Genomic DNA, 26779 nt, shown 5'->3' on the forward strand with positions numbered 1-26779 from the left:
GTATGTGTGATTTATATTTGTGTATTATCTAAGGCAAGTGCATAAATTGATTTTGCCACGACCTATAGAATAATATCTAAGAAAATTAGCCCACTTTATTTTCATGCAATAAAACAAGTACGTATTTTGTACAATCACAGTTTTATCAATGTTTGATTCATAACAATTTGTCTAAAGTTCAAATTCTTATGAATGATTACACTAAACACGGCTGATTGCTGGACTTTTACCTGGGCAAATAACATTTTATTTGCTAATCTCTTAGCGATTTTAAACGTAAATTTTCTCCAGTATTTAGTATATTTCAACACAGGTGACGGAAAGTAAAAGTTATAGATAATTACATAATCAACAACAGCACCATGAGACATCAACCTTTTCGATTTTGGCGCAATAGCCATAGATTTACAAGCTTAGTTGTAGGAGTGCTTTTCTTGATGACTACATTCCCTGCATCTGCCGAATTTAAACCACGCGATCGCAAACCAGCTAGCGGCAATACTAGTGCGGGTGGTTCCCGTGGATGTTCAAGTAGCGGTATCCCCCTAACGCAACTTGCACCTCAGACATTTGTCGGTAAAACTGCCTCTGCACGTCCAACGTTTGCTTGGTATATGTCAAGTTCTCAAAATGTGCGATTCCGACTGTTTGAATTTAATTCTGCAAAAAGCGTGAAACAACTTGGCAAAGTTCAAGAAATACCCACGATAGTTGGGATTAATCAGCTAAAACTTCCCCTCAAGTACCCTGAACTCACAGTAGGTAAAACCTATTTATGGCAAATCGCCATTGATTGCAACAATGACACAATTCTTAACCAAGCAGAATTTACCGTCATCCAACCTCAATCACTCCCCAAAAGCCAGTTTACTACTATTTCCGAAAGGGTCAATTATTATGCTGAAAATGAACTGTGGTATGAAGCAATGGAAGAAGCATTGAAAGCAACCGATAATGCTAAACTGGGAGAAATTGGGACAACTTTAGTTCAACAACTTGCACAGTCAGAAATATCAACTGGTAGTGACAGCAACATAGATCTAAAAAATATTCAGCAACGAATTGAACATCTCCAGAAAATTGCGAGCGAAAACTGAGAGGAAATAGAAACAAACGAATCAACGTACTTATAATTAGACTAGGTTCGCTTAACTGCGTAAAAGAGTTAAGATGCTTTCTTATTAGCTGTATGTCAGATTTATTATGTCTAAACCAAAAATTTTGCAAGAAGGACAGACGTACACTTTTCGTTCTTACTTTGAGTTACCGTATGAAACAGAAGACATTTTAGCTGAATTAGGTTACAGCTTCTTACGTACCCGTATGACATTACCCTCTTCTCAACGTGTACCACAACGTTTACCTGAATTACGTCAGCAAATCGAGGAATTATTACCACTGGTAACTTTATCGAGTGAAACTGCACGTCGAGAAATTATGGTAGCACCGGTACTTGCGGAACTAGCACGTTTTTGTAAGTGTCAAATGCGTTTAGAATATCCTCTCCAGATAAATTCTCGACTCAAAGGTAATTTAGATTATTTACTACGAAACGTTAATGCAAATGAAAGAGATAAAAATTTTCTAGTGGTTGAGGCTAAAAACGACGATTTGTCAAGAGGTTTTACTCAACTATCAGCAGAGTTAATCGCTTTGGCAATAGCAGAAGAACAAGATATTCTTTATGGTGCAGTCACAGTAGGTGATACTTGGCGTTTTGGTTTATTAGAACAACAACATCTTCGGATTACTCAAGACATTACTTTGTATCGTGTACCTGATGATTTAGATATTTTAATGCAAATATTGATTGGAATTATTGAATAATAATATCTTTTGTATAGTTAAATATATTAGCCTTGAGCTATACTGCGAGTGGTTAGCTATTAGCTATACTCTAAGAGAAGGCTGCGCCTATAGCGATTAGCTAAAACGTTAATAATCAAAGCATATAGCGATTAGACAAACGCAAACTTAACTGAGCTTCTGCCTCCGTTAAAGTTTGTAAGAAGTTTAATTTCTAGCCGTTTTTGGTATAGTTAAATATATTTAAAGCCAATTACCGATGGAAATTATTGGTGCCCAATATGCAGGATGATCATACTTAATATTTATACCTTCAGATGATGGTAATTTTTTCGCCTGAATCATTCTAATTTGGGCTGTTTGCAAAGCCTGGGCAATAGTCATGCCGTTCTTGCGATAGTTGGTGTAGAATGTTTTGATTATCTCAGACGTAGATTCATCGGTGACATTCCACAAAGATGCGATCGCGCTTTTAACTCCAGCTTGCAATGCAATTCCAGCTAATCCTAGTGTGGCACGATCATCACCAACTGCGGTTTCGCAAGCTGTCAGTGCGAGAAGTTCGACACTATCTGATTTGTTGTTGAGGTTTCGCAGAGATGCTTCTAATTGGTTGATGGTAAGTTTTTGGTTTTTCCCTGTGACAATGAAGGTGTCTTCAGGAATGATACCAAATTGAGCGTGACTAGCTATGTGAACAATCGAATATGTGGTTTTCTCCAGTGTTTTCTGAAAGCTTTCGGGAATAAAGTTATCGTCCATTAGGCGGGTATGATTGGGGAATATCCTTCCAACTGTCTTTACTTCATCGGGAACAGCAGAAAGTGCATCGAAAGTCTTGCCGTCGATTGTGGCTTTTTTTGTTAAACCCACAATTAATGCTTTTTGTGTATTCCCATTACCTAAATTAGGTTTGGTAAGTCGTAAACTGGGGGTTGTGGCAACTGCGTAGGTTTCGATTAAATATTTCTTCTGTTGGCTATCATAAAGTGCTGCCATTGGTACGCTACGCAAGAACCCATCTTGAATAAATACCAGGGTTTTGACTTTCTGTAATTTGATATCTTCAGCAAAAGGACGAATTATCCAGTCATAAAGCTGTGCGGCAATTGTTGTATCGTAATTAATTTCTTCTTTGCTAACTAGTCCTTTGCGAAACTCGGTAATTTTTTTCTCCAGGATTTCATTACTAACTATTTTAGTTGTACCCTGTTGGTTGGGGTCTTCAATCCACTTAAATTTGGTTGCTTGATTGGGTAACTGTAATAATATCCCGGTTTTGCCATCTAAAATGATGGAACTCAAAAACCCAGTATTCTGAAACGCTGCACTATTCTCTTTCAGGAGTTCCCCCACCAGTTTGGGATTCAACCCACTCAATATGCAATCATTGCCAAAATAATTCTGTAATTCTGCCAGCTTCAACGCATCGATGGTGTTAACGACTTTCGATAGTTCCTTCACACGTCTCTCATCTACAATTGCCCCAACTCCCAGCAAATCTAAGCGCGACTGTGCCAATGTCCGGTATAGTGGCTTAACTACATCCCGGAAGTCAAACTGTACATCCCGTTCCGCAGTCAAAATATCCTGCCGGATATTTTCCAAGATATCAAAGGCTCGCTGATAGGATGCGATAGCTTCGCTCGCCGCAGGCATCGCTTCTTGCTTTCGATCCTGTTTGTCCAAAATCCTGCCTGCTTGCCATTCCCACAAATACAAGCTATCTTTTGCACTCAAGTTTATGTCTGCGGCGATGATTGCAGACTGAGTATATTTTAATGCTTTTTCATTCTCTTGATGACATTCCCAGAAATGTCCCAAAGCACCGTTAGCATATGAAATTAGGCGATTATCTTGGATTTGTTTACTTATTAACACTGAATTTTCTAGCAAATTTAATGCTTTATTATCACCAGATAATACAAGCTGAGTTGGACAGTAAGTAAAAGGTGAAGTTCTTTTCCCATCGCGCTGCAAATATGCTAAATCAATTTCCCCATAGACTTTTGTGGCTGAATTGGGTAAACTTTCGACAACTTTTAAAGCATCCTCAAGAGTTTTTGTAAACTCCTCATCAGGAATAAATTTGCTCTTATTTGTCTGGGAAGCCAACTGAAGTAAATTTAATAATCCCCGCATCTCGGCTAAAGGTTGTTTTTCGTTGCGGGCGAATTTTATACTATTTTTAAAATATTGGTAAGCTCTTTGATAGTCATCGAGAAATTTTTGTGTCAATTCTTTTTCTTTACTAGAAATACCAGCCTTCTTTGCAGAATCAGCTTGTAACTCTCGCAATTGTCCACGACTTTTGTAAGCATTACCCAAACTATTGAAGACCAAAAATTGATATTCTGGACTAACTTGTTGTGCTGCGTCTAAATATTTAATTGCTTGGTCGTAACTGCCAATTAAGCGATATGCTTCACCAAGAATCCCCAAAGCTGCAACCTGACCACGTTTGTCATTATATTTGATGGCAATTTGTTCAGCACTGTCTGGAGTACATTTTATTTCCTGACTGGCTGGAATTTTCGACTTCTCTACTATTTGACCACACAAAAGCGCGATCGCTTGCCGAGGTTGTCCCAAATTGCTATAAACCTGTGCCAGTTCCGACTTCATCCGTCCAACTTGCTGGATATTTTCCACCTTACCATAGTCACGCATGGCTTTTTCTAGGGATGCGATCGCATCTTTATTTTCTCCTACTTGTTGGTAAGCGCGTGCCAAATTTTCATTCACCACTGCCCTAGCTGATGGATTATTTTTATAGTAATTTAGTGCTTCTCGCCAATTTTTTATAGCATTGGAAAAATTGCCAGCATTATAGTCTTTGATTCCTTGCTTTACTAGTACATTTGTATTTGAAGGTTGTGCCGTTACAACCTGTCCAAATAATAAACAAATTATAAGAGTTAGGGAAAATAATAATTTAATTACTTGATGACTATTGAGTTTTTGGGATTGATGACTCGAAAAATAAATTATCCGCTTATAAATGGTTCTCAATTTCATACATATTTGGTTCTGCTGCAGAAAATAAATTAATATTTTGCAATAATTTCTATTTTTCATTTTAATACCGAAACATCCTCGTATAAAAGTTATTCTTAATCTTGTATACAAAAGAAAACTATATACTGGTATTTCTTGCATAATAGCCTAACTAGGGGATTTCATAACCCCAAAAAAACAGAAGCATAAGAAATATCATGAATTTTTATTTGATCCAAGATAAATTATTTATACATCAAAAATATAAATGTCAAAAACTCAGTTTAAAAATTATTACTTTAGATAAAATATCCTGATTTATGTTCCAATTACCTCCTTTTAAATACTTATCAATGTGTTCACATTGCAATAGATATATAATGATATGATTTGACTAACGAATAATCTTGAGTAAAATAAATCAATAATCGCTCAAAATTTAGCACCTTGCTAACCACCGCTTCGCTTTGAGAATTGAGTCGATCTGGTTTACATTCTCATCTTCATCTCAAACAAGTTCTGTGTCAAACTCCGAATGTAATTTCATTATTTAGATGCATCTTATCCACAGGAGAAAAATATGGATTATCAAAACGCAACAGCAACATCGGTGATTTCTGAGTTCGAGTCCGGATTCTCAAAAATTCTGCCTGACCTAGCTAAATTGCTTCAGAGATATAATGTATCGACATCAATAACTTTAGAAATTGAGGTAGAATCACCTTTTTCTTCTGCCACATTTGGTTGCACTTGCTGCTTTGTCAACGGTGTCATGAAGTGCGGAACGGGTTATAGAATATCACTACCTGAAGGGGGCGTAGGGTTAGATGTTGAGAAGGCAGAACAGTTATGTAAAGATGTTCAATCCGAGTTGTCTAAGGTTTTAAGAAATTTAAGTGAAGCCGCCAAGCAAACAAATGGGACATTTAAACTTCAGATATTCATCAATCCAGCCCCAACTGCTCCTAGAAAGCCAATTGTTTGTCAATGGGTTTCCCAAAACGATAGAAATACTCTTGAATGTTCTAACTCGTGAGTTTTACCAGGATAATTTAAGCTTCTTACTCTGACGATTCTGCAATTTCTTTGAAGCATAGATCCGCTCACTCAAAGCAATCTATACTTCAAAGGAATAAGTGGTTATACAAAATTAAATCTATATCGTCACTAGCATCAGAGCTTACAGTTTTAAAAATTTGATCAAAAAATCTGAGAATATTAAAATACACCATTACTTTTGTGCTACTACTTATCAGCAAAGTCTGGAGCCAGAGACTACTTAGCTCTGTAGCGATCGCAGGTGTCATTCTTATTTTTGAACACCGGATCTGTGCCCAAGTAATGCCTGACAATACGTTGGGCGTTGAAAAGTCCGTAGTTACTTCTAACACTAATAATAGTCTGCAAATTGAGGGTGGAGCAATTCGCGGCACTAATCTGTTTCATAGCTTCAGCGACTTCAACATTACTGAAGGGCAAAGCCTCTACTTTCAAAACCCAATCGACATTACAAACATTATCAGTCGAGTGACTGGCGGCAGTTCTTCCAACATCGCAGGAACATTAGGTGTATCAGGTGGCACTGCCAATTTATTTCTCCTCAACCCAAATGGGATCATCTTTGGAGAAAATTCTCGCCTCGATGTTAAAGGCTCATTTGTCGCAACAACAGCAACTGCGATTCAGTTTGGCGATCGAGGCTTCTATAGTAGTTCTGTCCCTGATTCCCCGCCTTTATTAACGGTTAATCCATCTGCTTTTTTGTTCAATCAAGTTGCTGCTGCACCGATTGTCAACCGTTCCACTACCCCATTAGAAGAATCGGGTACACAAGGGCTACAAGTGGCAGATGGCAAGAGTTTGATCCTGTTAGGAGGTGAGATAAATTTTGCCGGGGGTGGTGTAAATGCGGCTGGGGGGCAGGTGGATTTGGGAGCAGTGGCAGATCAAGGTAAAGTAGACTTGGCTTTCAATGACAACAATTTGCGCTTGATTTTTCCCACCACGCTCAATCGAGCCGATATTTCTCTAACTAATGGCGCGACAGTCAATACCAGCGGTGAAGGGGGTGGTTCGATCCAGATTTGGGGCAGAAATGTTTTCATCAACGGCGGCTCCCAAATTGCGGCTTCTACCCAAGGAGCAAAATCCGGAACTGGCTTAACCGTGAATGCCTCTGAGTCTTTGGAAGTGATTGGAATCGTCCCATTTGGGAATATATCGACTTTGAGTTTTGGGGATGGACAGGCTGGCGATCTGACAATCGAGACTAAAAGATTAAGTATTCGAGATGGGGCACAAATCTTATCTGGGACGCTTGGTAACGGTTCAGCAGGTCAGTTGAGTGTGAATGCGTCTGATATTGTCGAGATAATAAGTATAGATAAAAATCCTGAAAGTTCTAGTGCCTTAGCTAGTTTTACAGGTAATTTCGGACAAGCAGGAAATCTCATTATCAATACAAACAAGCTGATCATTAACAATCAAGGAGTTGTATCCGCCCAATCGCTGATTGCTTCTGAGGATGGAAAGGTTTTCCCAGTATCAGGAAAAGCTGGTAATCTAACGATTAATGCCTCTGATTCTGTAGAGTTGAGCAGAGAAGGATTTATTTTCACAAACACTCAAAGCCCCGGAGATGCAGGTAACATCACAATCAACACGGGTAGGTTGGTGGTTGAGGATACTAGTCGAATTAGCGCAAAAAGCCAAGGTTTGGGAAATGCAGGTAATATCACAGTACGGGCAGGTTCAATCATTTTAAGCAATCAATCACGAATCGATGCTGTCACAACAGCCAGTCAGGGTGGGAATATAACGCTGAAAGTAGGTGACATCTTGCTATTGCGGCAGGATAGCTTTATTTCTACCACGGCTGGAACGGCTCAGGCAGGGGGAGATGGTGGCAATATCAACTTTGATGGTAAGTTTATCGTGGCGATTCCCAACGAAAATAGCGATATTAGCGCCAATGCCTTCACTGGAAAAGGTGGAAACATCCAAATTAACGCCCAAGGTATCTTCGGTATCGAGTCCCGTTCCAAACCAACCGATAGAAGTGATATTACTGCCACTTCGGAACAAGGCATTTCGGGTGTAATCAATCTCAATCAACCCGATAACAGTTCGCTTCAAAACAGCTTCACCCAATTATCCCCGAACGCGATCGACACCAACGCACTGATTGCCAATAGTTGCATTGCACGCAGCACCAAGCGACAAGAAAACTCATTTACCATTACAGGTTCTGGTGCTTTACACAATAGTCCGGGAGACATATTAATTTCTACCTATACAACTGGCGGTGTGCGTAATGTTGAACCAATATCACGTCCTTGGAAAAAAGGCGACCCCATCATTGAAGCACAAGGATTATACAAGTTATCCGATGGGCGATCGCTCTTGAGTCGGGCTTGTAATTAAAGGAAATATTCCCGCGATCGCCACTGAACAGGTTCTAAGATGCTGCTTAAAGATTGAAGGTTAAATTGTCAACTTCGCTTACAAGTGTAGCAATTTGATCAGCTGGAGCACCCCCTGTTGCAACTGTATTTACAATAGCCGCACCCAAGCGAACAAAAAGAGAGAGAACCCGAAGAAGTTCTTTCATGTCATTAAATTTTTGAATAGCTTTTAAAACTTTATCAGTGGTTGCTTTTATTTGTTCTTTAGCATTTTCTAGATTAGTCATTATACTCATAATTCCTAATGCATCCAAATCATAGGCTTTACTCAATAAATCTTGCGTTTGGCTATCCAATAAACGAATTTCATCCTCTAAACCTTTAATTTTTGCTCCAGAGACTTTTTGTTGTTTAAAATCCTTGATTTTTGCTTTCAAAGTGTCCCGTCTATCCATACTAGCTTTAACAACTTTACGATAGTTTTCAGCTTGTTGCTGTAAGTCATCTGGGGTTAGTTCTTTGCTCATAACTTTATTTTGATTTTGACTTGACATTATGTTTAAAAAATTTGTTAGAACGCTGGACTAGCTCATCTACGTCTTTGACATAAGTTTTCACTTTTTGTCTAATTTCTGTTGATGAAGGATTTTTATCTTTTTGATAAATTTCCTTAATTTCATGGTGGTCTTTAGCAATTCTTTTTAAAATCTCGATATATTCCTCTGCTATTTTTTGCTTTTCCACAATTTCTAATCTGGTATTTTTCCATTCTCGATCTAGCTCGACAATTGTCTTATCTCTGAGAACCACACCAATTCCTTCTACATTAGAACTATTGACTGTGTTGATAAGATTTCCTAAATATTGTCTGTAGTAGTTATCAACTGCGATTTCCTCAGTCTCTAAAGCTCCATTGATATAGCCTTTAATAATTCCTTCGGAGAAGCCATCAATATAAAATCTTAAACTCCGATCATTTTCTAAAACAGCATCTTTTAAAGTGGAACGTCGTTCTTGCTCAGAAAACACTCTAAAAAGGAATCTAGCAATCGCTGTTCCCGCATCAACTACATCGGTTTGAATTCCGGGTATTTCTACAAGTGAGTCTTGAATAGAATTTAGTTCGGGGTCGTAGTTAATTAAATCATCAGAGGCTAACTGCCCCAAAGCTGTTAAATAACTTATAATTATTAAATTGCCATTATTTAACGCTAAACTAGCTTCTTTTGAGTTGGTTTTACGGTTTACCCCATTAAGTGAGCTTTGTTCTCGTTGTTCATCCTCAGAACAGGATTTTTCTGCATTGACCCTAGCTTGGTTAATTCCCTCAGTAGTTGAAGATTGCAACGGAGTATAATTCGCAGTACGAAGGCAAGATTGATACAAGTCATTAGCAATTTTCTCGAATGCTATATCTGCTTTTTGCCCTATTTTGGATAGATTTTTAGCAGCTTCTATGTCTAAACTACTACCACTACATCCTCCTAACATTAAAGCAAGCGGAACCAGCATTTTGATTACTAGTTTTTGTCTAACCACAAAAATCTCCTGATTAAATGAAAATGTTTGGGATTCTAGTGTGACTTAAAGGAATTGTTAGCCACTTATCCTTTAATTTTCGGGTTAGAGAAAATTCCAGACATAGGGGTCGGTTCAGGTCTGTACGTCGTGGGTAAACATTTCTGTTTTCATCCTTCATCATTTTTGCTAAACTTTGTGCTTATTTCTTTTCGTTGTATTGTATTTTGCCAACTTTTTGATTATGAAGTCTTGCGAGTTAACGCATAATTGTTTGCATGTTTATGCATTGACTGAAATTTACTTCAATGCTATTGCCTGCTAAGTCGGACTTGGAATTAAAGGAAACATTGCACAGATGACAACAATAGCATATACAGTTTTCTGCAATAGTGCGATCGCATTCCTGCACTAACCAGTGCTTAATAGTGCACACAAACATGCAGAAAAGGTCGATGTATAAAATTTTAAGAAACAATAGTATGAGTATTAAGAAAGAGCGAAGAGATTAACAAACAAGCACTCACCTTGCGTTTTCTAACTCTGTAGTTTGGATTTGCTTTGCGAAATATCCTCGATTATCAAACACTAAAATAATAAGGAATCGCAATGATGTCAGAGATTGACATAAGTAATTTTGCCTATGAGAAGTTTGGTGGTGATTCTAAAATATGTGTCGCCGTACTTGACGGACCTGTTGATCAATCTCACCCCTGCTTCGACGGAGCTAATCTGACTCAGCTTCCAACCTTGGTTTCTAGTGTTGCTGATCGCGGTTCTGCATCCCAGCATGGAACTCATGTTGCCAGCGTTATCTTTGGTCAACACGACAGCCCTGTTCGCGGTATTGCACCTAATTGTCGAGGCTTAATTGTACCTGTTTTTAGTGATGGGAGAGACGGGCTTGCCCCTTGTTCCCAGATTGACCTCGCACGGGCGATTACCCAAGCAGTTGAGCAGGGAGCCAATGTCATCAATATTAGTGGTGGTCAATTGGCTGCATCGGCTGAATCTGATCGATTACTGGCGAATGCGGTTAGATTGTGCCGGGAAAATAACGTTCTCATCGTAGCTGCTGCGGGCAACGATGGCTGTGATTGTCTTCATCTTCCGGCTGCTCTTGAGTCGGTACTCGCAGTGGGGGCAATGGATGCCCAAGGAAATCCCATTGGGTTTAGTAATTGGGGTGAGGCTTACCAAAACCAAGGCATTCTCGCTCTCGGTGAAAACATTTTGGGTGCTATCCCTGGTGCAAAAACTGCGACAAAAACTGGTACTAGCTTTGCTACTCCCATTGTGTCGGGCATTGTGGCGCTGTTGCTCAGTATTCAACTGCAACGAGAGGAAAAGCCTGACCCCCATGCGATTCGTGATGCCATCCTCCAAAGTGCCTTGTCTTGCAACCAACTAAAGGGTTTAGATAGCCGTCGCTGTCTAGTGGGAACGCTGAATATTTCTGGGGCATATACCCTAATTACCAAAGGAGAAATTAAACAAATGACAAACGAGAAATCAGGGGGAGTCATGATCCAATCAAGTGAAGCTGACAATGCGATCGCACAACTGCAACCGAGTGAGGTGATTGAATTTGATTTGAAACAAGAGATTTCCCAGTCTTCACCGATCGGTGTTCAGGCTGCGGAAATAAATCAATTAACAACTATGCTAATGAAAGAAACCCCGATGATGATTACTGCTAGCAACCAAGCAAATTCTTCAGTAGCTCCTTCTGAGTGTGCTTCTTGTAGTGGTAGCAAGCAAATTCAGTTAGTTTATGCTTTAGGAGAGTTAGGTTATGATTTCGGTACTCAAGCCCGTCAAGATTCCTTTACCCAAGCCATACCTGCGGGGATTAATTTGCTGGACTATCTAGAGCAAAACCCTTGGGAAGCACAATCGCTGATTTGGACACTGAATCTCGATGCTACGCCCATTTATGCGATTGTGCCTTCTGGTCCCTACGCCAATGTTACTTACGAGCGACTACGATCCTTCCTAGGGGACGAAAATATTGAGCGGGTTTCAATTCCAGGATATATAGCGGGCAGCGTGAAACTACTTTCGGGTCAAACCGTTCCTGCCATCATCCCAGAAGTTCGAGGGATGTACGGATGGTCGGTTGCTGCGTTGATTGAGAATTTAACACAAGCTTATCCAGCAGGTCCTTCAGAAGAAGACTATAGCAATAAGATTCGAGAATATCTGGAGCGGATCTATTATGAATTCCGCAATCTAGGTGTCACACCCCAGGAACGAGCGTTAAACTTCTCTGCGACCAATGCTTTCCAGATTGCCGATGTGATGTCTACTGGCACGGCTGCCGATATTGGACTGGACACTATTACGGTGGAGAAGAGTCCTATCTGTCGCCCCGATTCCAACTGCTACGATGTGAAACTTCAGTTTTTTAACCTAGAAGACAGCCGCAGAGCCGGAAAAGTTTATCGATTCACAGTGGATGTGAGCGATGCGATTCCTGTCTCTATCGGTAGAGTCCGCTCTTGGTCTGTTGCCAGCTAACTGGCACGAGGATAAAGCACTCCTTCTGTGCCTGCCTGTTATTAGACACGACTTGACCTGTGAGGGAAAGATTTTCTCGGTTGCACCTCGCAGAAGGAACACTCAATACTAAAACAAGGAGAAACAATCATGAAACTTCCAATGCAATCTCAACCCATCTTGAGAAAAGTTAGCACCGCAAAAATTATCAGCACGGATATAGTTACTTCTGGATGGAATCGTCCCTGTAACTGCACCATTCCGTGCCGGAGAAGTCGAGAGGCATGTGAGGATTGTTTTGCTGCCTGTTCGCCATTTTGATAAATCCGCAGGATCGCCGCTTCAGCGAGATACTAATACACATCTGGTTAACGCAGCCTCTAATACTTTTGTGAATGCCATAGTGAGGGGAAGTTAGCTAATGTAACCTTCATCCAGGTTGTGTATGCCCGTTATCAGACACGACTTGACCTGTGAGGGAGAGATTTTCTCGGTTGCACCTCGCAGAACGAACACTCAATACTAAAGCATGGAGAAATAATCATGAAACTTCCAATTCAAGCTCAACCGATTAACAGAAAAGTGAGTTCCATTCCTCTGGACGGTTCCAACGGCGTGAAGCCTCAGTTCTTCTGTCCGATTGGGTGTGGCGGGGGTAACTTTTGCCCGGAAGGCACTTTCTGTACCAACACCGGTTTCATGAGCTGTGAATGCGTACCCAGATAGGAAATCCAACTAGGGGCTGTTGATATTTGCACTCCGCGAACCTAGCGGACGGCGTAGGTCTTGAATTCAATGCTTCCGACCTGTGGAGCACTTTTGGATTTCAAGACTTGTAAGTAAGTGCGATCGCTAAACTTTCTTAGGTGCGTTACCTCGTTAACGCACCATCTAATTCCTACGTTTCCATTCAGTAAATCATTGAAAATTAAGGGGAAAATTTGATATGGATCTTGTACAACAAGTTATTGCATTGACAAACAATGAACGTGCTAAACATGGTTTAAGAGCATTGCAATGGAATGAGCAACTATTCAAAGCGGCACAAGGACATTCCCAAAACATGGCACACGGCGATTTCTTCGAGCATGGCGATCCCGTTAAACGTGCCAAAGACCAAGGATATCCATCTTCCTTTGTTGGAGAGAATATTGCGGCAGGCAGACCTACACCAGAAGGTGTAGTGGAACAGTGGCTGAATAGCCCAGGACACCGCGCCAATATTCTGAATTCAGACTATACAGAAATTGGCGTTGGTCATTATTATCTAGAGAATGATCCAGGTCGATATCAATACAAACATTACTGGACGCAAGTCTTTGGTAAACGCTAACCCAAACTCGGCGCGCAAACTAATGAGCCATCTTTAAAAATTTTATGATCGAGAATAGAACGTGCTTAGATTTTACTCTCGATCATAAACTGCGATACCTACGGTGGTAAAGTACGCAATCTCCCGTAGCTTGGCATTACACCAACTCTTCAATGCTCTATGAACAGACAAGCAATCCCATTTTCCAAGCCCCCATCCTGGCGCGATGTCTACGGCGGGCGAAGCCATCGCATTAGTCAATTCTTCCGGTTTCAACAGTTGGGAACGAACTTCCGCACAGAATTACTAGCTGGCTTGACTATCTTTATAACCACGGCTCCAATTCTGGTGGTGAATGCTCATATTTTAGGAAATGCGATATTTCTACAGCAGGCTGGAGATTTATTTGAGCAAATTTTGGTAGCACTTGCCCTTTGTGCTGCGGTATCTAGCTTCCTAATTGGATTACTAACTAACTATCCTTTTGTTCTGGGATCGGCGACTGGTGCCGCCGCACTATTTACCTTCTCTGTTGTGTTAGGTATGGGAATGAATTGGCGATTAGCATTAACCGCTGTCCTAGTCGAGGGAATTCTCTTCACAGCGTTGTCTGTTAGTCCACTCCGTCGCCAACTGCATAATGCCATTCCCAATTCGCTAAAACAGGCGATGGTGATTGGCTTGGGTCTGTTTCTCTCATATATTGCGCTGTCGGGAAAAGTAGGTTCTCCCCAGGTGGGTGCAGGGATCATCGTTGCGAATACTGCCACGCTGACCAGTCTAGGTACACTGAAACAGCCTGCTACACTGATTGCAATTTTTGGGATTTTATTGACGATAATGCTCATGGTGCGGAAGGTCAAAGGCACATTTCTGTTCGTGATTTTTGGTACGGCTGCGCTCGGTTGGCTGACAGGAGTAGTACCACTCCCTAAAGGCATTCTCGCCCTGCCCCAGTTGCCTCAAGACTTGATTGGGCAAGCGATCGTTGGAGTACAATATCTCACCTGGTCGCAACTGGGAAATTTTGTGGCAGTCGTCTTTGTACTGCTATTTATGTCCTTATCCGATGCGATGAGTTTGAATGTGTTAGGGCGACAAATCGACTGCATTCAGCCCGACGGTGAACTATGCCGCTCCAAACAAGCCTTATTATCCAACGCACTCGGAACCGTCTTTGGTGCGATCATTGGTAGTACTCCTGTCATGCCCTATCTAGTAGCTGCTGCTGGCATCTTTGAAGGCGGGCGTAGTGGATTCGTCGCGATCGTGGTTGGGTTACTCTTTCTCATTTCGACGTTGTTCACGCCCCTATTTGCCGCGATTCCTGCGTTTGCTATTGCTCCTATTCCGCTGATGATTGGTGTTTTAATGATGAGTGGTGTGCGTCTGATCAATTGGAATGATTTAGCAGAGGCAATTCCAGCATTCGTAGTCATTTTAATTACACCGCTAACTTTTTCGATCGCCGATGGCATGGCAGCAGGCTTTATTGCTCATGCGGTTACAACCGTCGCTCAGAGAAATCGACAAGGGATGCGATCTAGTCTAGTTTTGGCAGGTATTGCTGTAGCTTACTTCACACTGATCACGATGCAGGCTTAGTACGTAGTTTACCACCGTAGGTATCGCTTCTGTTGCAGAAAGTCCTCTATAACCAGCTCTACATTGATTTAATTTTCTCTGACCCGTTTCAAATTGCTATATGATTTTAAAAACATTCATTGTTTTTATATAAATTTTACACATCTCATTAGCAATGGGTTTCTTCCTGCGGATGCAAAAGTTGTTTTTAATATTACTTTCCTACATAAGTATCACTCCCCTAGTAGCATTGGCACAATCCAAACCCCCATCAGGAGTCACAATTCCCCCCGATACACCAGGTAAAATCGAAGAAATTTTACCTCGACCATCACCAAAGCCCCTTCCGACACCATCTACACCAATCCCCATACTCCCATCATCCCCACCAGAAAATCTACCCGACACAATTTTTCCTAGTGGAGAAAGTTTTTTTATCAAAGAAATCCAAGTTAGAGGGTATTCTGTTTTAGAAGACGAAATTATTAAGTTAAAACAGCCTTTAGAAAATAAAAAAATCACATTTGAGCAATTATTGCAACTGCGATCGCAAATCACTGAACTCTACGTTAAAAAGGGCTATATCAGCAGTGGTGCATTTATTCCCAATAATCAAGATGTCGCTAGTGGTGTCTTGCAAATCCAAGTTGTGGAAGGGGAACTGGAAGGAATTTCAATTTTAGGGTTACAAAGATTGCAACCTGCATACGTGCGTTCCCGGATTCGGCGTTTTGCAGGCAAACCATTGAATAAAAATAGCCTTGAAAAAGCACTACAATTATTACAACTTGATCCCGTAATTAAACGAGTCAATGCCGAGTTAATCGCAGGTAGCACCTCCGGCAGCAATATTTTACAAGTGAAAATTACCGAATCCCCAGCATTCCACGCTGGGGTTATCTTTGCAAATAACCAATCAGCTAGCGTGGGTTCAGAACAAGGGAGTGTTTTTGTTGCTCACGATAATTTATTAGGGTTTGGAGATGAATTTAGTGCCGAATATGGCATTACTGAAGGCTTAGACATTTACAATATCAGTTATTCTATTCCCTTTAACGCCTTAGATGGAACCATTGGAGTTCGTTACAGCAACAGTGGTAGTCGCATTATTGAAAGCGAATTTCGTAGCTTGAATATCCGCAGCGAAGCCGAAACTCTTTCTTTTAACGTCCGTCAACCGCTAACCTATACCGCAAACAGCGAATTTGCGCTCTCTTTAGCATTCGATTTACGGCGCAGTCAAACCTTCATACTTAATGATATCCCCTTCTCCTTTACTGAAGGATCCGAAGATGGAGAATCAAAAGTTACGGTGATTCGCTTTTCCCAAGATTGGCTACAACGGAATACTAACACTGTTCTAGCAGCGCGATCGCAATTTAGTTTTGGCATAGGTGCAATGGATGCAACCGTCAACGACAGTGCTACTGATGGGCGTTTTTTCTCATGGGTGGGACAATTTCAATGGGTACAACGGCTATCTCCCCGTGTCTTGATGCTTGCTAAAATTAACACTCAACTTACACCTGATTCTCTACTTTCCCTGGAAAAGATTAGTATTGGGGGAGTTGACACAGTGCGAGGTTATGGTCAAAATCAACTTGTTGCTGACAGTGGGGTAGTTGGAGGTGTGGAAGTTCGTATTCCCCTAACATCAAATGTCGAAGCCTTACAGTTATTACCATTTTTTGATATCGCTACAGTTTGGAACAATCGCGGTAGCAATCGTGACCCGCAAACCCTCGCCAGCTTGGGATTCGGCTTGCAGTGGCAACCTTTTAATGGTTTGGTATTACGTACAGACTACGGTATCCCATTAATTGGAACGCAAGATAATGGCTTTAACTTTTCAGTGCGATATCAACCATTTTAATACAAATATTCGAGAAAATGATGCCTATACTCAAATACTTGAAATAGTAAAGGGTGGCTCTAGAATGCCAGTCATCTAGATATTGGGAATATGACTGAGGCAAAAGAAGTTATACAGAAAGCGAAGATGATTTTACTAATGATGGGGATATAGAGACTTTAGAATTTGAGTTATAAGATAGGTAGGATCATTGTTATTTGAATCACGAATCCGAAGCGCTGAAATTACAAGAGATCATGCCTATTGCTTGTATAGCTAAATACTGAATAAAACTTAAACTCGAAAATGACGCTGTATCATTCTTGGATTACTATGACTTTCCACCCGCGAAGACTGGGGACGCTGATGATTCTGCACCAAAACCAAAGCTGCAACTGCAAGCAAAAAATAACCAAAACTTTTCTGAAGTCTATTAGCTGGAACAAATTCAGCCAAGTATGCACCGAAAATCGTCCCGATACTAGCAGCCACAATAAAAGATAACATCAAGTTCCAGTCTAACGAAACATGTCCCAAGTAACCCAAAAAGCCTGCGACTGAATTAAATACAATAATTAATAAGGATGTGCCGATTGCTTGTTTCATGGGTACATTTCCCAATAGTACCAAAGCGGGAACGATGGCAAATCCACCCCCAACACCAACTAACCCAGTTAGCACCCCAACCGCTAAACCTTCAGTCATTAACCACAACCAGCAATACTTGCACACAGGTGGGGGATAGAATGCCAGTGTATCATCTGCTGCCACAGGCTTGGAGCTACGACCAATCATAAACACCGCAGCCACCAACATCATGATTGCAAACAGCATCATTTGAAAGGTTTCCGTAACTACTGGTAGGGTAGCAATTTTTGCCCCTACAAATGCCCCCACCATCGTTGCCGAACCGAAGATAAGTGCTGTCTTGAAATTCACATTTTTGGCTCGCCAGTGGGGAATTACCCCCAACAGACTCACAGTACCGACAATTACCAAAGTCATGGCGATCGCAGATTTTGGAGGTATACCCATGACGTAAACTAGAATTGGCAGCGCTAATACTGAACCCCCACCACCAATTAAACCCAAGCTAATGCCAATACAAGCAGCTAGTAAATGCCCAATAATCCAAGTCATACCCGACTCCGTTGATTATAAGGAAGTTTTGCTAGTAGCATTCCTAACGCACAGGTATCTGTAATTCCCGCAAATATTAAGCCTGCACCCACAAAGCCACTCAGAAGCAAAAACCAGGGAGAAACAAATGCTCCTAATAATGTGCCTGTTAACACCAAGGAACCAGCTACAATTTGCACCTGTCGCATTAAACTAATGGGAGCATTTTGATTAATTTTAGTCGGATAACCTGCTTGTTTCCAAGCACCCAGACCCCCTTCTAGATGGGTTACTTTAGTAAATCCAGCATCAAAAAGTTTTTGAGCAGCCATTGTTGAGCGGTTCCCAGAACGACAGTAGAGAATTACTTTCCTATCCTCATCTTGGGGAACTTTACGCGGCTCGAAGTTGGAAAGGGAAACTAATCTAGCTTCGGGAATATGTTCCCCTGCATATTCACCAGGTTCGCGGACATCTATGAGTGTGACAGCTTGTTGCTCAAGTAATTTTTTCAGAGTTTGAGTATCAACAGTTTGTAATTTGTTTACACGGGAAGTGGTCATTTTTTTCTACTTAGGAATTTAGATTTTTAAACGCAGAGTGGAGTACAGTGATTTGGTTACGCAGCAACGCTACCGCAGCGCTGGTTAGCGGGTACTGCTTCCATAATCTTTTTGGGGTTGGGTAAATTGAGATTTGCCATCAATTGGATAAATTGATCACGGTTATGTCCCACAAATCGAGGATTCCACTGCTTTTCTTCCCCAATGGTGGAAACGGTGTTACCGCGATAATCATGACCGGGATAAACTAAGGTTTCGTCAGGTAATGTAAATAACCGTTGAATGGCATCATACATCATCCCTGCATTCCCACTCTGGAAATCAGTACGTCCGCAACCATGAATTAATAACGAGTCTCCAGTAAGTAGGTGAGTACCGTTAACTAAATAGGCATTATGACTATCAGTATGACCGGGAGTTGCGATCGCCTTTACTTGCAAACTGCCTAATTTCAACACTTCTCCATCTTTCATCACGCTGTCTGCACATACAGCTTGGGTATTCTCCGGTACAATTCCCAAACAACCTGTAGCTTCCCGCAGTTTAGCAGTTCCAGTAATGTGATCGGCGTGGATATGGGTTTCTAAGCAGTATTTTAACGTTAATCCTAGTTCTTTGAGTATGGTGCGATCGCGCTCCACCTGTTCTAATACCGGATCAACCAAAATCGCAGTTTGAGTTGCTAAATCAGCAATTAAATAAGTATATGTACTGGTTTCTGGGTCGAAAAGTTGGCGGAATAACATGATGGTTAACTCCAGGAGTATTTATCATCCAATGATATGACTATATAGTAATATTGTCTGAATGTCCAGTCACTTCGCTAGGATTTACTTGTATTATGAACTGTTAAAATTGTTCCTTGTGTCCTACTAATTTGGAGTTGAGACAGCCGGATATTAAGAATAAATACGGAGTTACCTGCAAAATATTTGTGATTTATATTACGGAGTCAATTGGGTTGGCGTTGGGGATTAAGCCGGGGAAATTAGGAAGGGATAAGCATATTGTTTCCACAAAGGGCGTTTTGTTGGGAGTACTTATCGCGCTTTTCTTTCATAATTATTTTTCAGCGATAACCAGCATTTCAAAATCTTCAGTTGTCAACTTGTCATTTCTGGAAAATGCTCCAAGCTTCGCTCCAAATATATTGATTTCTTTATATTCTAGCGACTTTAACAACCAATTAATTTCACTGGGAACGTAATATCTTTCATTGCATTCAAGAGTCTTTTTATTTCCAGAGTCGTCTTCAAATTCCATAACATTGTGGTCTCGAAATGTCATTAAATCAAATGTATTGCTTCGATATGCGGCATTACCTTCTTGTGTTGTTGAAGCGCAAAAATTTTCAACAGAATTATACAGTGGAAATAATCCATTTAAAGTTGTAAATATAAATTTCCCATTCTCTTTAAGCGATTCTGTCACACAATTAAGTATTTCATAATTCATTTCATCTGTTTCCATTAATGGAAATCCACCTTCACAAAGCATTATTGCAACGTCAAATTCATTGTTAAATGCAAGATTTCTTGCATCTTGTTTCTGAAAATCAATCTTTAAATTGTAACTTTCTGCTTTTTGCTTCGCTCTAGCAAGTTGAGCTTCTGATAGATCAATCCCAGTAACGTTATATCCCCTATTTGATAATTCAATTGTATGTCTGCCAGTTCCGCATCCAATGTCTAATATTTTTAATGACTTATCAAAATTTATCTCCCTTTCAATGAAATCGCATTCACCAACAGTACCCTGTGTGAAATTTTCATTATCATATTTCAATCCGTAATTTTCAAAAAGAGATTCATACCATTGTTTTTTCATCATCTCGCTCCTTGATGTTTCCTTTATGCCGTTTAACTATTATTAAGTGAGCCGATTACGCGATAAGCCCGAAGGGTATAGCTGGAGGCATCGCTTAATTTCTCAACAGTGCTCAAAACCCTGCCTGATGAAAATACATAAACCCCTACAGCGTGGTCTATTTAACCGAAAATAGCTGTAATCATAGTTAATTACACCTCGTGGTATGGAAGAAAATCATTCTCCATAAGCATCACTGACCACTTTGCCACGAAACACCACATAGTTATAAATGTTGTAGAACAACATAATCGGAATCAGAACCCCAATAAAGGTGAGCATAAATACCAAAGCACTGGGGGAAGCTGCGGCTTGATAGATGGTGATTTGGTTGGGGATAATGTAGGGAAAGACAATTAGTCCTAAGCCAATAAAAGTGAGCAAGAAAATCAAAATTGTCCAAATCAATGGTGTGTTTTCTTCCTCCCGATTGAGACTTCGCAACAACAACCCCACCAGCAACACACCTAGCACGGGAATCACAGCAAAGATGTAAACTAAAGGTGGGCTAAATAACCGAGTTCTCGCTGCTTCATAAACAATTGGGGTAGCGATTGTGATTAAAATTGCGCCAATAAAGGTGGTGATAGCAGCAAGTTTGGCAGTGCGGAAGTGGGTTTTTTGTAGTTCTCCTTCTGTTTTCAAAATCAGGTAGGTGGAACCAATCAATACATACCCCTGGATTAAAGTCAAGGCAACTAAAAGCGATCGCCAATCCAGCCAATCCCAGGTAGATCCGATAAAGTGACCTGCCTGATCCACGGCAATCCCTTCAATTACACTACCCAGGGCAAAACCTTGTCCAAGTGCAGCCATAAAACTACCAGCCCCAAAGGCAAAGTTCCAAAGAAACTTGCGATTGGAATGTTCTCGAAATTCAAACGCCACCGCCCGAAAAATTAGCCCAAAAATCATCATGAAAATGGGAATATATAGGGCACTAAGAATAGTGCCATAAGCGAGGGGAAACGCCCCAAATAAGGCTCCCCCCATCAGCACCAACCAAGTTTCGTTGGCATCCCAAATATTACCCAAACTGGTCATCAAAATACTGCGGCGTTCTTCATCTGAACTGGTGAGAGACAGGATACCAACCCCCAAATCAAACCCATCCAGCATGACGTAGAGAAACAGGAACAACGCCAGAATCACAAACCAAACTTGAGGCAGAAAATGTAGTAATGCGTCCATATAATTAACCTTTATTGGGGGGTTTAACAAAGTTTGGGAGTGTTTTGTGTCGGGGTAAAATCCCCGTTACAAAACGTACTTATTACTCATTACTTATTTTTTAACCTACTGTTGTGCTTCTGCTGGACGTTGATCGGGAATAAATGTGGCTGGTTCTGTCTCCATCGCAGGTTGATCATCTAGTCCTGGTACAGGTAGCTCTAAATTAGGACCGTGGCGAATAATCCGGCTCCCAAAGTATAGGGTTGAGACAAATAAAATGGAGTAAACAACCGCAAACAAGGTGAGGGAAGTTAGCACATTTCCAGCTGGGATGTGAGAGGCTGCATCAGCCGTGCGAATTTGCCCATACATCGTCCAGGGTTGTCGTCCAACACAACGGACAATCCAACCTGATTCAACTGCGATATAGCCCAAAGGAGCCGCAAAAATCCAAGTATGCAGCAGCCACTTTTGTTGACCAATTTTTTCCGGGGAGAGGTTGCCCAACAACCATTGCAGCAGACTCCACAGCATTAATCCTGCCAAAAAGAAGCCAATGCCGCTCATAATCCGGAAAGAATAGTAGATCAATCCCACCATGTGAGGGCGATCGCTCGGTGCCCATTCCTTCAATCCTCGCACGGGTTCAGATAAGTTCTTCTTAAATTCGAGAATGTAACCTAACCCATTAGGAATAGTAATTTCCCACTTATTTTTTTGTCCAGCTTCATCAGGTAGTGCCAGCAAGCTCCAATCGGCAGGTTGTCCAGCAGGACTGGTTTCCCATTTGGCTTCCATTGCTGCCAGTTTGGTGGGTTGATAGTGAGCCACTTGCTCGGCGCTCAGATGTCCGATATAGATTTGTAATGGAGTGACAGCAACAGCAGCTGCTAAAACGATTTTGAGCGATCGGGCAAAGAACTCTTGATGGCGGTTGTTGAGAATATACCACGCACTAATGCCACCAATCACAAATAAAGATGTTTCCAGGGTGGCAAAAAACATATGTGAAACGCTTTTCACCATGAATGGATTGGAAATTGCTTGGAAGTAATCACTCACAATAAATTTGCCATTCACCATCTCCCCACCAGATGGAGTTTGCAGCCAGGAATTAGCCACCAAAATCCAGAAAGTCGAGAGGTTGGCACCAAAGGCAACCATGATAGTGGCAAGGTAGTGAATGGCTGGATGTACCCGCCCCCAGCCAAATAGCATAATACCCAAGAATCCCGCTTCCAGCATGAATGCCATCGCTCCTTCAAAGCCGAGAATACTGCCAAAAAAGTCACCGACTGCTTCCGAGAAGGGTGCCCAGTTTGTACCAAACTGAAACTCCATCGGTAAACCAGATGCCACTCCAATGCCAAAATTGAGGACATAAAGCTTTGACCAAAACCGAGCATGACGGTAGTAATCGGGGTTACGTGTTTTCAGCCACAACCCTTCCACAATTACCAAGTAGATTGCCATACCTGTCGTCAGGACGGGCCAAAGCATGTGAAAAATTGCTGTTAGAGCAAATTGAATTCGTGACAATACAACCGTATCCGCGAGAAAATCCATGAATTCTCCTTATTATGGCAAGTTTTAGAGATAACAATTAAGATGAATGCTCTGCAATTCAATCAGATATTGAGCTTAGGCGACAAGTTAAATTTCTTACCCCTTTTTAGGAAAATTTTATAGTTTCGAGGTTATGATAGCGCATTGTAGTGTAATCTTGTTTTCTCTTCTAATTAGGGGTTGCTGAATAAAAGTGAAGTCTTGGACATATTCAGGATTTCAAGGCTTTATAAAGTGTCTTATAACTAACTTACCTGAAAAATATTCATTAACTTTTCTTTTTCGACTCCTTCCAAAGCTAATATAAGACAATGCGCTCTTTGACATACCTGATGATGTCTGCTTTAGCGATACATTCGCTCTAATAATTTAGACGTAAGATGATTGATCTCTCTGATAAATATTATATAAAACTCTAATTAACGCATTCTTTTTTCTGAGTATAATTCTAATATAGGAATCCGGTTTGATTTTTGTTGGCGTAGCCTGTGCTTTGCACTTACAAAATTAGGTATTTGTAGGGTGCGTTAGCGTTTCGCATAACGCACCATTCTCAAGGGTTTGGTGAGTTACGCTGTCGCTTTTCTTGGATGCCGCAAGGCTATACACACCCTACGTATCTTTACGCGCAAAGCGCGGGTTACACCAACAAAAATCAAATATGAGTCCTATATATATCTATGTCATTAATTCTGTTCAATTACTTGTAACGTTTTCGGGTTTACAAATTAAGTGCGTTTTAGGTTATACACGTTGAAAATTACAAGTATTCCATAAACTCCGAATCGCCACATTAATATTTTCAATACTAGGATCTAAAAATGCATTCGCTACATACTTAATCATCTCTGCGGAGGTTAAATCTGTCACCACAACTGGAACAGCAGGTAAATTTTTATTCTCAGCAAACTCCCTTTTCACAATTGGCATGTATAATTGTTGCATCATTGCGATCGCTTTTTCACTATTGCTTCCTAAAACAATGCGATTGGGATTAAATATATCGTAGACAGCCGAACCTTTACGTAAAAATTCGGGGTTGCTAACCACATCGAACCCAGCTATTTTTTGCTGACGTTCCGGAACTCCATCCAAAACAATTCTCCGTACCCAATCACCAGAACCAATGGGAACCGTAGACTTATTCACAATCACCTTATAACCACTATTGAGGTGCGAACCGATACTACGGGCGACTGCCTCCATGCATCTTGTATCATTTTCTCCTGTCGGTAACGCGGGGGTTCCCACGGTAATAAAAAGGATTTCACCATGGACAACACCAGTAGCTAAATCCGTGCTAAATTGCAATTTTCCAGCTTTCATTCCCGATTCAACAACTTCATCCAATCCCGGTTCAAAAATAGGAGATTTCCCTGACTGTATCAATGCAACTTTTTCCACATCGTTATCTATACAAATCACATGGTGTCCGATTTCCGCCAAACAAGCACCTGTGAGTAGTCCCACATACCCCGTACCGATAACGCAAACCCGCATAGTAGAAACCTCTGAATATATCTACAACTGACTCAAGTGAAGTTGTGCTTAATGTTGTGCTTAATATTTATGTTCAATAGATCTTCACTTTTGTTAATGAGTCTTTGATGAAGTTTGAATGAGACATTTCTCATGAATGTAGCATTAATTACTAGCTGAAGAATTTATAAATACTGCGATCGCATAGCAACTTTTCAGAAGTATTGAATTTTCCCCATCTACTTCAACGAAATTATATATATGTTGTTGGGCAACTTAAAGTATTTCAAGTAAAAAAATACCCAATTGTCAATGCCCAATTGTCATTGCGTAGCTTGCGAACCGAAGGTTGGAGGAACGACGTAAGCGCAAAGGATAAGAAGTTTCTCATGGTTTTCTCACACAAACTTAATAAAGATAGCTTTAAATTAAGTTTAAGAGCTAATTAAGAAGTACTTCTATTTACTTAGGAACAAATCACAGGGCATCATTACCATTCAATGTAAATACGAGAGTAATGAAGCAAATTAACCACAAATGAAAATTGATCCAGACCAAACCAGTTTCAACTGTATTCCCTACTTTTTGAGGAACTTTTTGCCAAAAATTTCTCCTTCAATTTCCAATCAATGGAAAATTGCCATAGCTACCATCTTTCTACTGGTAGCTGCTGTGACTTTATCTTTACCTAGCGATTTACCAACACCAGCGCGATTATCTCTATTTGCGTTTTTGCTTGCGGGTATTTTGTGGTCAACAACGTCCATCAATGCAGGTTATGTTGCTCTTGGTGCAGTAATGTTACTACTATTAACGGGAGGTATTTCCCAGGAGCAGTTTTTTGATTCTCTGGGTTCCGATGTTGTTTGGTTGATGATTGGTGCTTTTGTCTTGGGAGGTGCGGTTAAAGAAACGGGTTTGGCTGTACGATTGACCCAAATGGTTGCATCGAAAGCACGTAGCGTTAGTAGTCTTTTCTGGATGCTAACTTCAGTTTTGATTCCACTATCATTCTTAATTCCTTCCACCTCTGGACGTGCTGCGGTAACATATCCCATCTTTCGCAGTATCAGTAATGCAATTGATGATAAGCAAACTCGTCGCGCTTTGTGTTTGTTAATGCCGACTATTATTTTGGTATCAACAATTGCCTCTCTAACTGGTGCTGGTTCCCATTTAATTGCCCGAGATTTGCTCGAAGAAATTACCAAACAACATATTTCCTTCGGACAGTGGGTACTCTATGGTTTGCCTTTTGGAACTGTTGCAAGTTATGCCTCTTGCTGGGTAATTATGCGGTTATTCGTTGATAAAAAAAACTTGCAGAAAAAGTTAAATATCACCCAATTCCCATCCCAACCTTTATCGAGCAACGAGCAGAAAACTCTGTTAGTAATTATATTAATGTTCGGCTTGTGGCTAACAGAAAGCTGGCATGGTTTAGAAACTGCAACTGTTATCGTCATGGGAGCATTATTGCTGACGGCACCTAAAATTGGAAAGATGAATATCGGGGTCATAAAATGGAAAGATGCAGTCAAAGCTGTATCTTGGAATCTAATTCTCTTCGTTGCTGCAACTCATGTGTTAGGTCATTCTCTGGTTACTTCTGGTGCGTCAAAGTGGATTCTCGAACATATTTTCGACTTCAGTGACATCAACAGCGCAGGTTCTCGCTTCATTATTCTGTTGGTTCTGACGAGTATTTCCCTCACTTCTCATCTCTACATGACTTCCCATACCGCAAGAGCAGCAGCTTTAATTCCTCCCCTGCTATATCTGACGGTGAGCTTGAATTTTAACCCCATCGCAGTCATGTTTATCAGCACTCTAGGGATGGATTACTGTCTGACATTTCCAGTCAGTTCTAAAGCATTGATGGTTTATCAAGATATGGATGAACAAAGCTTTCATCCCCAAGATTTACTGCGTTTGAGTGCGGTGATGATTCCCATCCACTTTGCTTTGATTGTGCTGTTCTATTATACCTGGTGGCGTTGGGTAGGCTTATCTCTTTAATTTCGATCGAATCTAATTTCCA

The 26779-nt window shown here is 40.8% G+C and carries 19 protein-coding genes and 1 pseudogene; 10 read left to right on the forward strand and 10 right to left on the reverse strand.

What is annotated here, in order from left to right; translation table 11 throughout:
- The first annotated feature begins 362 nt into the window (after positions 1-362).
- Both CAL6303_RS09890 and CAL6303_RS09895 read left to right on the forward strand, forming a co-directional pair.
- Positions 363-1097, forward strand: coding sequence for a DUF928 domain-containing protein (locus tag CAL6303_RS09890; RefSeq protein WP_041739356.1), 735 nt, complete (start codon positions 363-365; stop codon positions 1095-1097).
- Between the two features lie 106 nt (positions 1098-1203).
- Positions 1204-1827 carry a hypothetical protein gene (locus tag CAL6303_RS09895; RefSeq protein WP_015197709.1) on the forward strand — a complete coding sequence of 208 codons (624 nt, stop codon included), beginning with the start codon at positions 1204-1206 and terminating at the stop codon, positions 1825-1827.
- Between the two features lie 222 nt (positions 1828-2049).
- Here CAL6303_RS09895 and CAL6303_RS09900 read toward each other — a convergent pair whose 3' ends face one another.
- Positions 2050-4824, reverse strand: coding sequence for a CHAT domain-containing protein (locus tag CAL6303_RS09900; protein ID WP_238993788.1), 2775 nt, complete (start codon positions 4822-4824; stop codon positions 2050-2052).
- A gap of 559 nt (positions 4825-5383) precedes the next feature.
- Here CAL6303_RS09900 and CAL6303_RS09905 point away from each other — a divergent pair.
- On the forward strand, positions 5384-5839 hold the full coding sequence (locus CAL6303_RS09905; protein ID WP_015197711.1) for a hypothetical protein: 456 nt from the start codon (positions 5384-5386) through the stop codon (positions 5837-5839).
- 203 nt (positions 5840-6042) lie between these two features.
- On the forward strand, positions 6043-8226 hold the full coding sequence (locus CAL6303_RS09910; protein ID WP_158333138.1) for a filamentous hemagglutinin N-terminal domain-containing protein: 2184 nt from the start codon (positions 6043-6045) through the stop codon (positions 8224-8226).
- Positions 8227-8272: 46 nt separating this feature from the next.
- On the opposite strand, the gene CAL6303_RS09915 is transcribed toward CAL6303_RS09910, so the two are convergent.
- Together CAL6303_RS09915 and CAL6303_RS09920 are read right to left on the reverse strand one after the other, a co-directional pair.
- Positions 8273-8761 carry a hypothetical protein gene (locus tag CAL6303_RS09915; RefSeq protein ID WP_041739363.1) on the reverse strand — a complete coding sequence of 163 codons (489 nt, stop codon included), beginning with the start codon at positions 8759-8761 and terminating at the stop codon, positions 8273-8275.
- Positions 8739-9719, reverse strand: a complete 981-nt coding sequence (locus CAL6303_RS09920; protein WP_144051024.1) for a hypothetical protein — start codon at positions 9717-9719, stop codon at positions 8739-8741. The genes CAL6303_RS09915 and CAL6303_RS09920 overlap by 23 nt, the downstream gene beginning before the upstream one ends.
- A 615-nt stretch (positions 9720-10334) precedes the next feature.
- Between CAL6303_RS09920 and CAL6303_RS09925 the strand changes: the two genes are divergently transcribed.
- From CAL6303_RS09925 to CAL6303_RS09940, 5 genes are all read left to right on the forward strand, one after another.
- Positions 10335-12245 (forward strand): PatA/PatG family cyanobactin maturation protease, encoded by a 1911-nt coding sequence (locus tag CAL6303_RS09925; protein WP_015197715.1) that lies wholly within the window; start codon positions 10335-10337, stop codon positions 12243-12245.
- Between the two features lie 129 nt (positions 12246-12374).
- Entirely contained in the window at positions 12375-12545 is a 171-nt protein-coding gene (locus tag CAL6303_RS30270; protein WP_158333139.1) for a hypothetical protein, read from the forward strand.
- Positions 12546-13170: 625 nt separating this feature from the next.
- Entirely contained in the window at positions 13171-13557 is a 387-nt protein-coding gene (locus CAL6303_RS09930; protein ID WP_015197716.1) for a CAP domain-containing protein, read from the forward strand.
- Between the two features lie 159 nt (positions 13558-13716).
- Positions 13717-15141 carry an NCS2 family permease gene (locus tag CAL6303_RS09935; protein ID WP_015197717.1) on the forward strand — a complete coding sequence of 475 codons (1425 nt, stop codon included), beginning with the start codon at positions 13717-13719 and terminating at the stop codon, positions 15139-15141.
- A gap of 154 nt (positions 15142-15295) precedes the next feature.
- Entirely contained in the window at positions 15296-16993 is a 1698-nt protein-coding gene (locus tag CAL6303_RS09940) for a ShlB/FhaC/HecB family hemolysin secretion/activation protein (protein WP_015197718.1), read from the forward strand.
- Between the two features lie 273 nt (positions 16994-17266).
- On the opposite strand, the gene CAL6303_RS09945 is transcribed toward CAL6303_RS09940, so the two are convergent.
- From CAL6303_RS09945 to CAL6303_RS09975, 7 genes and pseudogenes are all read right to left on the reverse strand, one after another.
- Entirely contained in the window at positions 17267-18112 is an 846-nt protein-coding gene (locus CAL6303_RS09945) for a sulfite exporter TauE/SafE family protein (protein ID WP_015197720.1), read from the reverse strand.
- Positions 18109-18654, reverse strand: a complete 546-nt coding sequence (locus CAL6303_RS09950; RefSeq protein WP_015197721.1) for a rhodanese-like domain-containing protein — start codon at positions 18652-18654, stop codon at positions 18109-18111. Before CAL6303_RS09950 ends, CAL6303_RS09945 begins: the two co-directional genes overlap by 4 nt.
- A 56-nt stretch (positions 18655-18710) precedes the next feature.
- Positions 18711-19400, reverse strand: coding sequence for an MBL fold metallo-hydrolase (locus tag CAL6303_RS09955; protein WP_015197722.1), 690 nt, complete (start codon positions 19398-19400; stop codon positions 18711-18713).
- Between the two features lie 316 nt (positions 19401-19716).
- On the reverse strand, positions 19717-20484 hold the full coding sequence (locus CAL6303_RS09960) for a class I SAM-dependent methyltransferase (RefSeq protein WP_238993789.1): 768 nt from the start codon (positions 20482-20484) through the stop codon (positions 19717-19719).
- 213 nt (positions 20485-20697) lie between these two features.
- Positions 20698-21711, reverse strand: coding sequence for a cytochrome d ubiquinol oxidase subunit II (gene cydB, locus CAL6303_RS09965; RefSeq protein ID WP_015197724.1), 1014 nt, complete (start codon positions 21709-21711; stop codon positions 20698-20700).
- Between the two features lie 105 nt (positions 21712-21816).
- Positions 21817-23259: a cytochrome ubiquinol oxidase subunit I gene (locus CAL6303_RS09970; RefSeq protein ID WP_015197725.1), complete on the reverse strand. Its 1443-nt coding sequence runs from the start codon at positions 23257-23259 to the stop codon at positions 21817-21819.
- Between the two features lie 792 nt (positions 23260-24051).
- Positions 24052-24759 (reverse strand): annotated as a pseudogene (locus CAL6303_RS09975) (nucleotide sugar dehydrogenase); the annotation flags it as partial.
- A gap of 516 nt (positions 24760-25275) precedes the next feature.
- Here CAL6303_RS09975 and CAL6303_RS09980 point away from each other — a divergent pair.
- Positions 25276-26757: an SLC13 family permease gene (locus tag CAL6303_RS09980; protein WP_015197727.1), complete on the forward strand. Its 1482-nt coding sequence runs from the start codon at positions 25276-25278 to the stop codon at positions 26755-26757.
- Positions 26758-26779: the final 22 nt, after the last annotated feature.

The sequence above is a fragment of the Calothrix sp. PCC 6303 genome, from assembly GCF_000317435.1.
Taxonomy (GTDB): domain Bacteria; phylum Cyanobacteriota; class Cyanobacteriia; order Cyanobacteriales; family Nostocaceae; genus PCC-6303.

Excerpts from the sequence above, each read along its gene's own strand:
- CAL6303_RS09930 (WP_015197716.1), top strand. The coding sequence starts at position 13,171 with ATGGATCTTGTACAACAAGTTATTGCATTGACAAACAATGAACGTGCT.
- CAL6303_RS09925 (WP_015197715.1), top strand. The coding sequence starts at position 10,335 with ATGATGTCAGAGATTGACATAAGTAATTTTGCCTATGAGAAGTTTGGT.
- CAL6303_RS09905 (WP_015197711.1), top strand. The coding sequence starts at position 5,384 with ATGGATTATCAAAACGCAACAGCAACATCGGTGATTTCTGAGTTCGAG.
- cydB (WP_015197724.1), bottom strand. The coding sequence starts at position 21,711 with ATGGACGCATTACTACATTTTCTGCCTCAAGTTTGGTTTGTGATTCTG.
- CAL6303_RS09915 (WP_041739363.1), bottom strand. The coding sequence starts at position 8,761 with ATGTCAAGTCAAAATCAAAATAAAGTTATGAGCAAAGAACTAACCCCA.
- CAL6303_RS09900 (WP_238993788.1), bottom strand. The coding sequence starts at position 4,824 with ATGAAATTGAGAACCATTTATAAGCGGATAATTTATTTTTCGAGTCAT.
- CAL6303_RS30270 (WP_158333139.1), top strand. The coding sequence starts at position 12,375 with ATGAAACTTCCAATGCAATCTCAACCCATCTTGAGAAAAGTTAGCACC.
- CAL6303_RS09940 (WP_015197718.1), top strand. The coding sequence starts at position 15,296 with ATGGGTTTCTTCCTGCGGATGCAAAAGTTGTTTTTAATATTACTTTCC.
- CAL6303_RS09960 (WP_238993789.1), bottom strand. The coding sequence starts at position 20,484 with ATGATGAAAAAACAATGGTATGAATCTCTTTTTGAAAATTACGGATTG.
- CAL6303_RS09980 (WP_015197727.1), top strand. The coding sequence starts at position 25,276 with ATGAAAATTGATCCAGACCAAACCAGTTTCAACTGTATTCCCTACTTT.
- CAL6303_RS09935 (WP_015197717.1), top strand. The coding sequence starts at position 13,717 with ATGAACAGACAAGCAATCCCATTTTCCAAGCCCCCATCCTGGCGCGAT.
- CAL6303_RS09950 (WP_015197721.1), bottom strand. The coding sequence starts at position 18,654 with ATGACCACTTCCCGTGTAAACAAATTACAAACTGTTGATACTCAAACT.
- CAL6303_RS09970 (WP_015197725.1), bottom strand. The coding sequence starts at position 23,259 with ATGGATTTTCTCGCGGATACGGTTGTATTGTCACGAATTCAATTTGCT.
- CAL6303_RS09895 (WP_015197709.1), top strand. The coding sequence starts at position 1,204 with ATGTCTAAACCAAAAATTTTGCAAGAAGGACAGACGTACACTTTTCGT.
- CAL6303_RS09920 (WP_144051024.1), bottom strand. The coding sequence starts at position 9,719 with ATGCTGGTTCCGCTTGCTTTAATGTTAGGAGGATGTAGTGGTAGTAGT.
- CAL6303_RS09955 (WP_015197722.1), bottom strand. The coding sequence starts at position 19,400 with ATGTTATTCCGCCAACTTTTCGACCCAGAAACCAGTACATATACTTAT.
- CAL6303_RS09945 (WP_015197720.1), bottom strand. The coding sequence starts at position 18,112 with ATGACTTGGATTATTGGGCATTTACTAGCTGCTTGTATTGGCATTAGC.
- CAL6303_RS09890 (WP_041739356.1), top strand. The coding sequence starts at position 363 with ATGAGACATCAACCTTTTCGATTTTGGCGCAATAGCCATAGATTTACA.